Here is a 12,925-nt window from a genome sequence, read left to right on the forward strand (position 1 = left end):
GGGCGCGGAGTTAGCGATGTCAGCGCCCCGACCCCCTCACCATCCCGGACCGGCTGTCACCAGTGCGGGTCCCGCGAAGTTCCCCTCGCGGTCATGCCCTACTGACAGGCAAGGCATTCGTCATAATCCCGCCGCTCGACCGTCATCACCGGCCGTTCGGTCGTGTTGTCCGCTTCCACCCCGCCGGCAAAGCCCGCCCGCTGGATGCTCATCGAACGCAGATAATAGAGCGACTTGATGCCCAGCTCCCACGCCCGGTAGTGCAGCATCAGCAGGTCCCACTTCTCCACATCCGCCGGAATGAACAGATTGAGAGACTGCGCCTGGTCGATATAGGGCGTCCGGTCGCCGGCCAGCTCCAACAGCCAGCGCTGGTCGATCTCAAAGGCCGTGCGATACACCGCCTTTTCGTCCGCGTTCAGAAAATCCAGATGCTGCACCGATCCGCCACGCTCCAGAATCGAGTTCCACACCGCATCCGAATTCTTCGATTTCTCGGTCAACAGCCTCTCAAGATAGGGGTTCTTCACCACAAAGCTGCCCGACAGCGTCTTGTGCGTATAGACATTCGCCGGAATCGGCTCGATGCAGGCGCTCGTCCCCCCGGCAATGATCGAGATGCTCGCCGTCGGCGCAATCGCCATCTTGCACGAAAACCGCTCCATCACGCCCATGTCGGCCGCGTCCGGGCACGGCCCGCGCTCCACCGCCAGCGCCATCGAAGCCTGGTCCACCTGCGAGCGGATATGCCGGAAGATCTTCAAATTCCAGCTCTTCGCCATCGCCCCTTCAAAGGGAATGCCGCGCGCCTGAAAGAAGCTGTGCAGCCCCATCACCCCAAGCCCCACCGACCGCTCGCGCGACGCCGCATAGCGCGCGCGGCTCATCTCCGGCTCGGCCCGGTCGATATAGTCCTGCAGCACATTGTCGAGAAAGCGCATGCAATCCTCGATGAACAGCGGCTGGTCATGCCACTGGTCCCAGGTCTCCAGATTGAGCGACGACAGGCAGCACACCGCGGTCCGGTCATTGCCCAGATGGTCCGGGCCTGTGGGCAGCGTGATCTCCGAGCAGAGGTTCGACGTCGAAACCTTCAGCCCCAGGTCGCGCTGGTGCTTGGGCATCGTCCGGTTCACCTCATCGGCGAAGATGATATAGGGCTCGCCGGTCGCCAGCCGCGTCTCCACCAGCTTGGTGAACAGCCCGCGCGCATCCACTTCGCCGCGCTTCTCGCCGGTCTTGGGGCTGACAAGGTCAAAGCTCGTCCCGTCGCGCACCGCCTCCATGAAGGCATCGGTCACCAGCACCCCGTGATGCAGGTTCAGCGCCTTCCGGTTGAAGTCTCCGCTCGGCTTGCGGATCTCCAGAAACTCCTCGATCTCCGGGTGCGAAATATCCAGATACACCGCCGCCGACCCGCGCCGCAGCGAGCCCTGGCTGATCGCCAACGTCAGGCTGTCCATCACCCGCACAAAGGGAATGATCCCGCTGGTCTTGCCGTTCAGCCCCACCGGCTCGCCAATGCCGCGCACCCGGCCCCAATAGGTGCCGATGCCGCCCCCGCGCGAGGCCAGCCACACATTCTCGTTCCACGTCCCGACAATCCCCTCGAGGCTGTCGCTCACCGAGTTGAGATAGCAGGAAATCGGCAGCCCCCGCCCCGTCCCGCCGTTGGAAAGCACGGGCGTCGCCGGCATGAACCACAGCTTCGAGATATAATCATACAGTCGCTGCGCATGCTCTGCATCATCGGCATAGGCCGCCGCCACCCGCGCAAACAGGTCCTGATAGCTCTCGCCCGGCAGCAGATAGCGGTCGTTCAGCGTGTCCTTGCCAAAGTCGGTCAGCAGCGCATCACGCGTCCGGTCGACCGAAATCTCGAACCGCCACGGCATCACCGCATTCGACGCCCGCTTCTCGGCCGCCGGCGCCGAGGCCGCGTCAGACATCGCCCGCGCCAGAACAGCGGTCGCCGCCTCCTGCGCCTCCATCAGCGCGCTCGCTTCCTCATGTTCCATGCCGCGTTCCTGAAAATCACTCACCAAACTCAAGCCCCCATCTTATGTCGGGAACAAAACGGGGTCACGCGCCAAATCGTCCCGGCCCCCTCTTATCCCCATGTTCCACATGCCCGCACAGCCTGTGGACGCTTTTCGCTCGCCTGAACATCTAGCCCTAGTGGTTGTCAGCCCGGCGCCACCTACAGATAGTGCCTCATCACAAAAAAGACGCAAGCCCCTTTCCGCCGCATCGGCACCGATTTCTCAGCGCCCCAAGCCAGTCCAAGGCCTTGGCCCCCACGCTTGACAATCAACACCAATTCTTAAGGCCGCCGGAACAACCGCAGCGGATTTTGCAACCCCGTTATTGCGCCTCAAACCCGCTCTCGCGCATCCCACCCGCGCCCGCTATCATGCCGCAAATCAGCAGCAGGAAGCCCAAATGTCCAACCAGACCGTCATCGCCCAGGAAGATGTCATCGCCACCGTCGCCGATGCCCTCCAATATATCAGCTACTTCCACCCCATGGATTACATCCACGCGCTGGGCGAAGCCTATGCCCATGAAGAAAGCCCGGCCGCCAAGGACGCCATCGCCCAGATCCTCACCAACAGCCGCATGTGCGCCGAAGGCCATCGCCCGATCTGCCAGGACACCGGAATCGTCGTCGCCTTCCTCAAGATCGGCATGAACGTTCACTTCGAAGGCACTCTGACTGTTGCACAAATGGTCGACGAAGGTGTGCGCCGCGCCTATCTCCACCCCGAAAACAAGCTGCGCGCCTCCATCGTCGCCGATCCCGCCTTCACCCGCGTCAACACGCGCGACAACACGCCTGCCGTCACCCATATCGAGCTGGTGCCGGGCAACACCGTCGAGATCACCGTGGCTGCCAAGGGCGGCGGCTCCGAAAACAAGTCCAAGTTCGCCATGCTCAACCCGTCTGATTCGATAAGAGACTGGGTGGTCAACACCCTGCCGCAAATGGGCGCCGGCTGGTGCCCGCCCGGCATGCTCGGCATCGGCATCGGCGGCACCGCCGAAAAGGCGATGATCATGGCCAAGGAAGCGCTGATGGAGCCCATCGACATGGCCGCGCTCAAGGCCCGCGGCCCGCAAACCCCCACCGAAGAGCTGCGCATCGAACTGTACGATGCCGTCAACGATCTCGGCATCGGCGCCCAGGGCCTTGGCGGCCTCTCCACCATCCTTGATGTCAAGATCATCTCCTGCGCCACCCACGCCGCCTCCAAGCCCATCGCCATGATCCCCAATTGCGCCGCCACCCGCCATGCGCACCTCGTCCTCGATGGCTCCGGCCCCGCCTATCTCCCCGCCCCCGATCTCGCCAACTGGCCCAAGGTCGACTGGAAACCCAGCCCGCAGGCCATTCCGGTCGATCTGGGCAGCCTCACCCCCGAGACCGTCGCCAGCTGGAAGCCCGGCGACCGGCTGCTCCTCAATGGCAAGATGCTCACCGGCCGCGACGCCGCCCACAAGCGCATGGTCGACATGCTGGCCAAAGGCGAGCCGCTGCCCGTCGATTTCACCAACCGCGTCATCTATTATGTCGGCCCCGTCGATCCGGTCCGTGATGAAGTCGTCGGCCCCGCCGGCCCCACCACCGCCACCCGCATGGACAAGTTCACCGAGACCATGCTCGCCCAGACCGGCCTCATCGCCATGGTCGGCAAGGCAGAGCGCGGCCCCGCCGGCATCGAGGCCATCGCGAGGCACAAGGCCGCCTATCTGATGGCGGTCGGCGGTGCCGCCTATCTCGTCGCCAAGGCGATCAAGGCCAGCCGCGTCGTCGCCTTTGAAGACCTCGGCATGGAGGCCATTTACGAATTCACCGTCGAAAACATGCCCGTCACCGTCGCTGTCGATGCCACGGGGACCAGCGTCCACAAAACCGGCCCCAGCCAATGGAAGGAGAAAATCGCCGCCGCCCGCGCGCTCGAAAAAACAGCCTGAGACGTTCAGCGACTTGTCAGATTCGACAAGGCATGAGAGACACGCCCAAAGCGTGGAGTGTTCGATGATTGTTCTGAGCCATAACGTCCGCCTTCGGTCCGCCGCTCTCGTCCCCGTCTCTCTCCTCGGCCTCGCCGCCTGCACCACCACGGCGCCCTATGTCGCCGCCCCCACCTTCCCCACCAAGCAGGAAACCCAGCTCGTCATCGAGGCGCCCAAGCCGCCCGCGCTCGCCGAAGCCGGCAGCGCCCAGGATGTCTGGCATCTGCGCTCGGCCTTGAATGTCGCCGCTCTCGCCTGCAGCCGCTCCACCGGCGTCGACATCGGCCCGCGCTACAACGCCATGCTCGCCCAACACAAGGAGCTGCTCACCCAAGCCTATGTCGCCGAAGAGGCGCGCTACAAGGCGAAGTTCGGCCGCAACTGGCGCACGATTCAGGACCGCGAGGCCACCAGCCTCTACAACCGCTACGCCAATCATCCCGATCCGCGCGGCTACTGTGCCGAGGCCAATCGCATCAGCCGCGAAGCCGCCCGCGTCAACACGGAAGATTTCGCCCGCTTCGCCGCCGCCGCCATCCCCCGCCTCGAAGCCAAGCCCTTCTCGACCCCGGTGCTGGCCAGCCAGAAATAATGATGCCAGCCACAATCGACGAAACCCGGCAGACCATCCTCGATCATCTCTGGCAGCTTCTCGTCCGCGGCGGCGCCGATCGCCGCTCGCCGCTCCACACGCCCGTCGTCAGCAGCATCACCGAAGCCGGCGCGCCCGATGCCCGCGTCATGGTCCTGCGCAAGGCCGAGCCCGCTCTCGCCCGCCTGCGCTTCCACACCGACGCCCGCAGCCCCAAATGCCCCCAGCTCCACGGCCGCCCCGTCTGCGTGCTCGGCTATCACGCGCAAGAAAACATCCAGCTCCGCCTCCACGGGCAGGCACAGGTCGAGCAGGATACCGACGCCGCCACTGCCGCCTGGTCCGCCTCCACCCTGTTCGCGCGCCGCTGCTATCTCGCCCAATACCCGCCCGGCACCGCGCTCGAAGCCCCCGCCTCCGGCCTCCCCGCCGAGGTCGAAGGCCAGCAGCCGACGCCCGAACAGATCGCGCCTGCCCGTCCCAATTTCGCCGTCCTCCACATCGAGGTCCAGAGCATCGACTGGCTCCACCTCGCCAACACCGGCCACCGCCGCTGCCGCTTCACCCGCGAAGGCGAAGGCTGGGCAGCCCAATGGACAGCCCCCTAGCCCCCGCGCTGCCGCGCCAGCCACACGGTCCGCCCGCCGCACGCCGGGTCCTCAACCACATGATCGACCACGTCAAAGCCCGCCCGGTCCAGCAGCGCCCGATACTCCGCCGCCCCCAGGCTGCCATGATAAAGCGGCTCGCCCTCCAGCACCCCCATTGCGCTGCCCTCCGCCGGCCCGCTTGAAAACATCAGCGCCGCCCCCGGCCGGGCATGCGCTGCCAGCCGGGCAAACATCGGCCGCTGCGCCTCGCCCGGCAGATGAAACAGGCTGTCCCAGGCCAGCAGCCCGTCAAACCGCGCGCCCAGCGCCAGCGCGCGCATGTCCGCCAGATGCACGCGCGTCCCCGGCAAATTCTGCGAAAACAGCGCCACCATGGTCGCCGCAGCATCAACCCCGGTCACCTCAAAGCCGCGCCGCAGCAACTCCCGCGCCAGCGGCACCCCCGCACCGCAGCCAATATCCAGAACCGCCCCATTCCGGTCCATCAGCGCACAAAAACGCGCCAGCCACGCCGCCTCCACCAGCCCCGCGCTCCGAGCCGCCGCCCAGGCCGCCCCATGCCGCTCATAAACATCAATGACCGACGCGGAGCCGCCCCCGCTCATCGCCATCAGGCCGCGAAATCAACCGGAATGGCCGCCGGATTGGCCCCGGTCGCCGAAACCCACGCCAGCCCCTCCACATCGCAAGCCAAGGCCGGCCGCGCCGCGATCACCGCGCGCAGCACCTCCTCCAGCGTCAGCCGCGCCAGCCACGCGCCCAGGCAAAAATGCGCGCCCCCGCCAAAGGTCATCATCTTCGGGCAATCCGCCTCCAGAAACCGCGTCGGCCTGAACACCTCCGGGTCCGCCCACACATCGGCATCATGATTGGCCGCATAAGTCGCCAGCATCGGAATCGAACCCTTGCCAAACACCCGCCCGTCAATGTCACTCGGGTGTCAGCATATCGCAGAAGGGCGGCAGCGTCCACGAAGCCACAAAGGGTCGCGGCAAAGCCGCGCCCGGCGTCGGACGGGTTCACCGCGCGAGTGCGCGGCGCCCCGCCGGCCGGCTTCGCGCGAGTCGGCGGATAGCTTCGCTATCCGCGCGCCGCGCTCAGCTCAGCGTGTCAATTTCTTGTACGTCAGCGCATGCGGCCGGTCCGCTGCATCGCCCAACCGCCGCCGCTTGTCTTCCTCATAGGCCTCGAAATTGCCCTCAAACCACTCGACATGGCTGTCGCCCTCAAAGGCCAGAATATGCGTCGCCAGCCGGTCAAGGAAGAAGCGGTCGTGGCTGATCACCACCGCACAACCAGCAAAGCTCTCCAGCGCTTCCTCCAGCGCCCGCAGCGTCTCCACATCAAGATCGTTGGTCGGCTCGTCGAGCAGCAGCACATTGCCGCCCTTCACCAGCATCTTCGCCATATGCACCCGGTTGCGTTCCCCGCCCGAAAGCTGGCCCACCTTCTTCTGCTGGTCCGCCCCCTTGAAGTTGAACGCCCCCACATAGGCGCGCGTCAGAACCTCATTCTTGCCGAAATAGAATTTCTCGTTGCCGCCCGAAATCTCCTCCCAGACATTCTTGTTCGGCTCGAGCGCGTCGCGGCTCTGGTCAACATAAGCCAGCTTCACCGTCTCGCCGATCCTGATTTCGCCCGCGTCCGGCTGCTCCTGCCCGGTGATGATCCGGAACAGCGTCGTCTTGCCCGCCCCGTTCGGCCCGATAATGCCGACAATCCCGCCCGGCGGCAGGCTGAACGAGAGGTTCTCGAAGAGCAGCCTGTCGCCGTAGCTCTTGGTCAGCCCCTTCGCCTCAATCACCGTATTGCCCAGCCGCTCCGGAATCTGGATCAATATCTGCGCCGAGCCCAGCCGCCGGTTGGCCTGCTTCTCCACCAGCTCGTCAAAGGCCTTGATACGCGCCTTGCTCTTGGTCTGCCGCGCCTTGGCGCTTGAGCGGATCCACTGCAGCTCCTGCGCAATCGCCTTCTGCCGGCTCTCGTCCTCGCGCTCCTCCTGCGCCAGCCGCTTGGATTTCGCCTCCAGCCAGTCGGAATAATTCCCTTCAAAGGGAATGGCCCGCCCCCGGTCCAGCTCCAGCACCCATTTCACCACATTATCAAGGAAATAGCGGTCGTGGGTGACCAGGATCGCCATGCCCGCATAGTCCTTCAGATGGTTCTCCAGCCACGCCACCGATTCCGCATCCAGATGGTTGGTCGGCTCGTCGAGCAGCAGGATGTCGGGCTTTTCCAAGAGCAGCTTGCACAGCGCCACGCGCCGCTTCTCGCCGCCCGAAAGCCTGTCCACCGGGCTGTCGCCGGGCGGGCAGCGCAGCGCGTCCATGGCGATCTCCAGCTGGTTGTCGAGCGTCCAGCCATCGACCGCGTCGATCTTCTCCTGAAGCTCGCCCATCTCCTCCATCAGCTTGTCAAAGTCGGTGTCATCGCCCGGCTCGGCCATCTCCGCCGAAATCGCGTTGAACCGCTCGACAAGGTCGGCCACGGGCCGCACCCCATCCATCACATTGCCGCGCACATCCTTGCTCGGGTCCAGCTGCGGCTCCTGCGGCAGATAGCCCACCGTCACGCCCTCGGCCGCCCAGGCCTCGCCCTGATATTCCTTGTCGATCCCGGCGATCACCTTCATCAGCGTCGACTTGCCGGCCCCGTTCGGCCCGATGATGGCGATCTTTGCGCCCGGCAAAAATGAAAGCGTGATGTCCTTGAAGGCCGGCTTGGGGGCGCCGGGATAGGTCTTCGACAGACCCTTCATCACATAGGCATATTGATAGGCCACTTGGGGGGCTCCGATCACGAATTGAGGCTGTGCTTGGCGCTCTAGCAGCGCAGCCAGCCTCTTTCAAATGCGCAAAGTCAAATCACGCCGCCGGCGGCTGCAAGCCCTGCAAGCTCTGCCCCAGCAGCGCCTGCCGGGCGAGGGCCGCGCGCTGCATCATCACCCGCGGCTGCGCCAGATAGCGCCCCGGCGCCATCCCCATGAACATCTTGAACTCGTGGATGAAATGAGACTGATCGACATAGCCCGGATGATAGGCCTGGCCCAGCGGCACATCAGGCATCCGCATCATCACATCCAGCGAACGCAAAAACCGCTGCCGCCTGAGCAGCGACTTCGGCCCAAAGCCGAACCAGCTGCTGCATAGCCGCTCGAGCGTGCGCACCGAAACCCCCACCGCGCCTGCATAATGCGCCACATCCGAAATCTCGCCATTGACCAGCACATCAAGCGCGCGCGCCAGCATCGGTGGCGGCTCCGGCGCCTCGACCAGCCGCCGCATCAGCGCCGCGTCCAAAATCGCCGCCCAGTCGTCAATCCCGTCTGCTGCCAGCACCGCCGCGCGCAGCGCGCCTGCGTCCGCCCATTCGCGCTCCAGCGGCACCGCCTGGTCCGCCAGCCGCCGCGCCGGCCCGCCCATCAGCCGCGCCCAGCCCAGCGGCAGTAGCCCCAGCCCCAGGAGTGCGGAATGCGGCGTCGAAATCACCTGCGCCCCCCGGCTGCTCGGCCCGAACACCGCTGCGTCCTCAAAAGCCCAGAGCGGCCCACCCAGCCGCTGCACCGTCCAGCGCCCCGTCAGCGTGAAGCGGATGTTGGTCCACTCCGGGTGGATCATGTCGTCAATGGCAAAGCTGCCGGTATCAAACCAGTAATAGCTCGACACCAGCGCCCGAAGCGGCTCCGCAGGCAATCGAAACTGCATCTGCGGCAGCACCATCGTGTCCGTCATCAGCCCGCCCCCAGATCAACCTATCCGACCGCCCCAGACGCCAGCAGCCCGTCGATCTCGTCCGCCGCCAGCCCCAGCGCCGCCAAAATCGCCCGTGTGTCCGCGCCCGGCTCCGGCAGCGTCGCCGCCGCCCCCGTCCGCCCGCCATCGACCGCAATCGGCAACACCGGCAGCGCCGTCTCGCGCCCATCGGCCAGCGTCACCGGCGAAAGCCCGCCGCTGGCCAGCAGATGCGGGTCGTCAAACAGCTCCTCGGGCTTGCCGATCGGCGCAAAGGGCAGCCCCGAGCCATCCAGCCGCGCCATCAGCTCGGCCTTGGTAAAGCGCTTCAGCTCGGCCCGCACCCGCGGCAACAGCTCAGGCCGCGCCTTCACCCGCGCATTGTTGGCCCTCAAGCCCTCGTCCGCCCACAGATCGTCCAGCCCGAACAGCCGGCAGAATTTCGCCCACAGCGCATCGGTCACCACCCCCACAAACACCTGGTCATCGTCGGCGGTCTCAAACACATCATAAATCGCCCAGGCCGAGACCCGCGCCGGCATCGGCGCCGCCGGCGTCCCCGTCACCGCCATCTGCGCCATATGCTGCCCCACAAGATAGGCGGTGGTCTCGAACAGCCCGGCCTGAATCGTCGCCCCCTCGCCGGTCCGGTGCCGCCGCTCCAGCGCCGCCAAAATGCCAATCACCCCGAACATCCCGCCCGTCACATCAATCACGCTGGCCCCGGCCCTGAGCGGCCGCCCCGGCGGCCCGGTCATATAGGCCAGCCCGCCCATCATCTGCGCCACTTCATCCAGCGCCGTGCGGTCCTCATAAGGCCCCGGCAAGAAGCCCTTCTCGCTGCAATAGATCAGCCGCGGATTCTCGGCCCGCAGGCTGTCTGCCCCCAGCCCCAGCCGGTCCATCGCGCCGGGGCGAAAGTTCTCCACCACCACATCGGCCGACGCCGCCAGCCGCCGCGCCACGCCCAGCCCGTCCGCACTCTTCAGATCAAGGCAGATGCTGCCCTTGCCGCGATTGTACATCGGAAAATAACCCGCGCCCGAGCCCATCAGCCGCCGCGTCGCATCGCCGCCCATCGCCTCCACCTTCACCACCTCGGCGCCCAGCTCGGCCAAAATGGCGCCCACCGCCGGCCCCATCACCATATGCGTGAATTCAACAATCCGCAGCCCGGCCAACAGTGCGTCGCTCATTGTCCCGCCTCTTCAAAAATGCCACTCACAGCCCGCATATGTCCGGACAACCGCAGGAACAAGCCATGCCAACACCAATCCTCATCTCTGAAGTCGGTCCGCGCGACGGACTCCAGTCCATCGACCGCACTCTCCCCACAGCGGTCAAATGCGCCTGGATCGACGCGCTGGTCGAGGCCGGCATCACCGAAATCGAAGTCGGCAGCTTCGTCCCCGCCAAGCTGCTGCCCCAGCTCGCTGACACCGCCGACGTCGTCGCCCATGCCCGGCAACACAAGGGCCTCACCGTCGCCGTCCTCGTCCCCAATGCCAAGGGCGCCGAAGCCGCGCTCCAGGCCGGCGCCCACAAGCTCACCCTGCCGCTTTCGGCCTCCGAAACCCACAGCCTCAAGAACCTCCGCCGCACCCACGCCCAGGTGCTCGAAGAGGCGCGCACCATCGCCGCCATGGTCAAGGCCGCCCCTTGCAAGGCGCACTTCGAAGGCAGCGTCAGCACCGCCTTTGGCTGCACGCTCGAAGGCGAGGTCACAGAAGCCAAGGTCGTCGAACTGGCCGAAGCCCTGATGGCCGCCGGCTGCGATGAAGTCGGCCTGTCCGACACCACCGGCTATGCCAACCCGGCGCAGGTCCGCGCGGTCGTCCGCGCCGTCCACGCCGCCATCGGCCCAGAGCATCTCACCGGCCTCCATCTCCACAACACCCGCGGGCTGGGCCTCGCCAATGTCATCGCCGGGCTCGAGGTCGGCATCACCACCTTCGACGCCTCATTGGCCGGGCTGGGCGGCTGCCCCTTCGCGCCGGGGGCCTCAGGCAACATCGTCACCGAAGATCTCGCCTTCATGCTCGAAGCCATGGGCTACACCACCGGCATCAACCTCGAAAAGCTGCTGAACGTCCGCCAGATCCTCGCAGACGCGCTGCCCGGCGAGCCGCTCTACGGCTTCACCCCCGATGCCGGCCTGCCGCTCGGCTTCAAACAGGCCGCATGAAAAAGGGGCCGGTCGCCCGGCCCCTTCTCATCTCAGATCTTGCGCTTCGAGAAATACCAGTCGGTATAGTCATAGCCCTCGTCCTTGCGCGCCTTGGCGGCCGCATAGGTCTTGGGCGGCGGCACGATCGCATCATCGCCCGGCTTCCAGTTCTCCGGCGTCGCCACACCATTGGCATCGCTCGCCTGCATCGCCTCCAGCAGCCGCACAAACTCGGCCACCGAGCGGCCATTGCTCATCGGATAATAGACCATCGCCCGCAAAATGCCCTCGGGGTCGATGAAGAAGGTCGCCCGCACCGCCGAGGTATCCGACGCGCCGGGCTGGATCATGCCATAGGCATGCGCCACCTTCATCGACAGATCCTCGATGATCGGGAAGGGAATCGTCACCCCGAAGTTCGCCTCGATATTGAGCGCCCAGGCGATATGCGCGTGCCGGCTGTCAATCGACAGGCCGAGCAGCTCGGCATTCAGCGCCTTGAAGCGCGGATGCGCCTGCGCAAAGCCGATGAACTCGGTCGTGCAGACCGGCGTGAAATCGGCCGGGTGCGAAAACAGCACCAGCCATTTGCCGCGATAATCCGAAAGCTTGCGCGGCCCGAAGGTGGTGTCCGCCTCAAAATCGGGTGCCGGTTCATTGATCCGCGGCAAGCCCGCAACCTGTGTCATGTCCGTCATGGTCGTCTCCTCTTCTGGAGCCCCGAACCTGCCCGAACCCCCTCAACCGATCCAATTAATATTATTATTTACGGTAATCGATAAATTATTATATGACTATCGCTGCTGGCAGCTTGCATCGCGCGCCGCCTCCCCCCATCATCGCCGCAACGCTTACAGATATTCCAAAACCGAAAGGACCCCACCCATGGCCGACCAGCCGCTCGCCGCCGCCCGCGCGATCATCGAGACCGCGCGCAGCACCGCCGTCCCGCAGGTCCACACCCTGTTCGACGAAGCCACCTTCACCGCCACCCATCTGGTCATCGATCCGGCCACCAGAAAGGCCGCGATCATCAATTCCGTCCTCGATTTCGACCCCGCCTCGGGCCGCACCACCACCACGTCCGCGCAAAAGCTGGTCGACATGGTCAAGGCGCAGGGCCTCAGCGTCGAATGGCTGATCGAAACCCACGCCCATGCCGACCATCTCTCCGCCGCCCCCTGGCTCCAGCAGCAGCTCGGCGGCAAGATCGCCATCGGCGAGCACATCCGCCATGTCCAGGGCGTCTTCGGCCAGATCTTCAACGAAGGCGAAGACCTTGCCCGCGACGGCTCGCAGTTCGACCATCTCTTCACCGACGGCGAAACCTTCAGCCTCGGCAACCTCAAGGGCATCGCGCTGCACGTGCCGGGCCATACGCCCGCCGACATGGCCTTCATCGTCGGTGACGCCGCCTTTGTCGGTGATACCCTCTTCATGCCCGATTACGGCACCGCCCGCGCCGATTTCCCCGGCGGGGACGCGCGCACCCTGTTCCGCTCGATCCGCCGGCTGATGGCGCTGCCACCCGAAACCCGCCTGTTCCTCTGCCATGATTACAAGGCCCCGGGCCGCGACGTCTTCGCCTGGGAAACCACCGTCGCCGCCGAACACGCCCACAACATCCACGTCCATGACGGCGTCGAGGAAGATAGTTTCGTCACCATGCGCGAAGCCCGCGACAAGACGCTCGGCATGCCGCGCCTCATCCTGCCCTCGATCCAGATCAACATCCGCGCCGGCCATCTCCCCCCGCCCGAGAGCAACGGCACACGCTATCTCAAGCTCCCCTTGAATGTGCTCTGAG

12 protein-coding genes are annotated in these 12,925 nt (G+C 65.5%); 5 read left to right on the forward strand and 7 right to left on the reverse strand.

The genetic code is table 11. The features are described from left to right. Positions 1-98: 98 nt before the first annotated feature. Positions 99-1,991, reverse strand: coding sequence for a ribonucleoside-diphosphate reductase subunit alpha (locus ACMVO5_RS05300; RefSeq protein WP_416909309.1), 1,893 nt, complete (start codon positions 1,989-1,991; stop codon positions 99-101). A 451-nt stretch (positions 1,992-2,442) separates the two neighbouring features. Between ACMVO5_RS05300 and ACMVO5_RS05305 the strand changes: the two genes are divergently transcribed. The 3 genes from ACMVO5_RS05305 (at position 2,443) to ACMVO5_RS05315 (ending at position 5,217) form a co-directional block, all read left to right on the forward strand. After that, a complete protein-coding gene (locus ACMVO5_RS05305; RefSeq protein ID WP_416909025.1) occupies positions 2,443-3,975 on the forward strand; it encodes a fumarate hydratase in 1,533 nt (510 codons plus the stop codon). Between the two features lie 64 nt (positions 3,976-4,039). Then, positions 4,040-4,609, forward strand: a complete 570-nt coding sequence (locus tag ACMVO5_RS05310) for a hypothetical protein (protein WP_416909026.1) — start codon at positions 4,040-4,042, stop codon at positions 4,607-4,609. Next, positions 4,609-5,217: a flavin-binding protein gene (locus ACMVO5_RS05315; RefSeq protein ID WP_416909027.1), complete on the forward strand. Its 609-nt coding sequence runs from the start codon at positions 4,609-4,611 to the stop codon at positions 5,215-5,217. Before ACMVO5_RS05310 ends, ACMVO5_RS05315 begins: the two co-directional genes overlap by 1 nt. Here the strand turns inward: ACMVO5_RS05315 and ACMVO5_RS05320 are convergent. From ACMVO5_RS05320 to ACMVO5_RS05340, 5 genes are all read right to left on the reverse strand, one after another. Then, on the reverse strand, positions 5,214-5,831 hold the full coding sequence (locus ACMVO5_RS05320; protein WP_416909028.1) for a class I SAM-dependent DNA methyltransferase: 618 nt from the start codon (positions 5,829-5,831) through the stop codon (positions 5,214-5,216). The genes ACMVO5_RS05315 and ACMVO5_RS05320 overlap by 4 nt on opposite strands. Next, positions 5,831-6,112 (reverse strand): cytochrome P450, encoded by a 282-nt coding sequence (locus ACMVO5_RS05325; RefSeq protein ID WP_416909029.1) that lies wholly within the window; start codon positions 6,110-6,112, stop codon positions 5,831-5,833. The genes ACMVO5_RS05320 and ACMVO5_RS05325 overlap by 1 nt, the downstream gene beginning before the upstream one ends. A 210-nt stretch (positions 6,113-6,322) precedes the next feature. After that, positions 6,323-8,002, reverse strand: coding sequence for an energy-dependent translational throttle protein EttA (gene ettA, locus ACMVO5_RS05330; RefSeq protein WP_416909310.1), 1,680 nt, complete (start codon positions 8,000-8,002; stop codon positions 6,323-6,325). 82 nt (positions 8,003-8,084) lie between these two features. Continuing rightward, entirely contained in the window at positions 8,085-8,951 is an 867-nt protein-coding gene (locus ACMVO5_RS05335) for a helix-turn-helix domain-containing protein (protein WP_416909030.1), read from the reverse strand. Between the two features lie 20 nt (positions 8,952-8,971). Beyond that, on the reverse strand, positions 8,972-10,147 hold the full coding sequence (locus tag ACMVO5_RS05340) for a CaiB/BaiF CoA transferase family protein (RefSeq protein WP_416909031.1): 1,176 nt from the start codon (positions 10,145-10,147) through the stop codon (positions 8,972-8,974). Between the two features lie 65 nt (positions 10,148-10,212). On the opposite strand from ACMVO5_RS05340, the gene ACMVO5_RS05345 reads away from it, so the two are divergent. After that, positions 10,213-11,136: a hydroxymethylglutaryl-CoA lyase gene (locus ACMVO5_RS05345; protein ID WP_416909032.1), complete on the forward strand. Its 924-nt coding sequence runs from the start codon at positions 10,213-10,215 to the stop codon at positions 11,134-11,136. A gap of 32 nt (positions 11,137-11,168) precedes the next feature. Here the strand turns inward: ACMVO5_RS05345 and ACMVO5_RS05350 are convergent, their stop codons facing one another. Beyond that, on the reverse strand, positions 11,169-11,807 hold the full coding sequence (locus tag ACMVO5_RS05350; protein ID WP_416909311.1) for a peroxiredoxin: 639 nt from the start codon (positions 11,805-11,807) through the stop codon (positions 11,169-11,171). 196 nt (positions 11,808-12,003) lie between these two features. Here ACMVO5_RS05350 and ACMVO5_RS05355 point away from each other — a divergent pair, with 196 nt between their 5' ends. Next, positions 12,004-12,924: an MBL fold metallo-hydrolase gene (locus ACMVO5_RS05355; RefSeq protein ID WP_416909033.1), complete on the forward strand. Its 921-nt coding sequence runs from the start codon at positions 12,004-12,006 to the stop codon at positions 12,922-12,924. The last annotated feature ends 1 nt before the right edge of the window (position 12,925 follow it).

Source organism: Polymorphobacter sp., from assembly GCF_048007885.1.
Lineage (GTDB): Bacteria > Pseudomonadota > Alphaproteobacteria > Sphingomonadales > Sphingomonadaceae > Sandarakinorhabdus.

What these genes read in the sequence shown, in the direction of transcription:
- ACMVO5_RS05350 (WP_416909311.1), bottom strand. Translation starts at nt 11,807, where the DNA reads ATGACACAGGTTGCGGGCTTGCCGCGGATCAATGAACCGGCACCCGAT.
- ACMVO5_RS05320 (WP_416909028.1), bottom strand. Translation starts at nt 5,831, where the DNA reads ATGGCGATGAGCGGGGGCGGCTCCGCGTCGGTCATTGATGTTTATGAG.
- ACMVO5_RS05310 (WP_416909026.1), top strand. Translation starts at nt 4,040, where the DNA reads ATGATTGTTCTGAGCCATAACGTCCGCCTTCGGTCCGCCGCTCTCGTC.
- ACMVO5_RS05345 (WP_416909032.1), top strand. Translation starts at nt 10,213, where the DNA reads ATGCCAACACCAATCCTCATCTCTGAAGTCGGTCCGCGCGACGGACTC.
- ACMVO5_RS05315 (WP_416909027.1), top strand. Translation starts at nt 4,609, where the DNA reads ATGATGCCAGCCACAATCGACGAAACCCGGCAGACCATCCTCGATCAT.
- ACMVO5_RS05325 (WP_416909029.1), bottom strand. Translation starts at nt 6,112, where the DNA reads ATGCTGGCGACTTATGCGGCCAATCATGATGCCGATGTGTGGGCGGAC.
- ACMVO5_RS05300 (WP_416909309.1), bottom strand. Translation starts at nt 1,991, where the DNA reads ATGGAGGCGCAGGAGGCGGCGACCGCTGTTCTGGCGCGGGCGATGTCT.
- ACMVO5_RS05335 (WP_416909030.1), bottom strand. Translation starts at nt 8,951, where the DNA reads ATGACGGACACGATGGTGCTGCCGCAGATGCAGTTTCGATTGCCTGCG.
- ACMVO5_RS05340 (WP_416909031.1), bottom strand. Translation starts at nt 10,147, where the DNA reads ATGAGCGACGCACTGTTGGCCGGGCTGCGGATTGTTGAATTCACGCAT.
- ACMVO5_RS05305 (WP_416909025.1), top strand. Translation starts at nt 2,443, where the DNA reads ATGTCCAACCAGACCGTCATCGCCCAGGAAGATGTCATCGCCACCGTC.
- ACMVO5_RS05355 (WP_416909033.1), top strand. Translation starts at nt 12,004, where the DNA reads ATGGCCGACCAGCCGCTCGCCGCCGCCCGCGCGATCATCGAGACCGCG.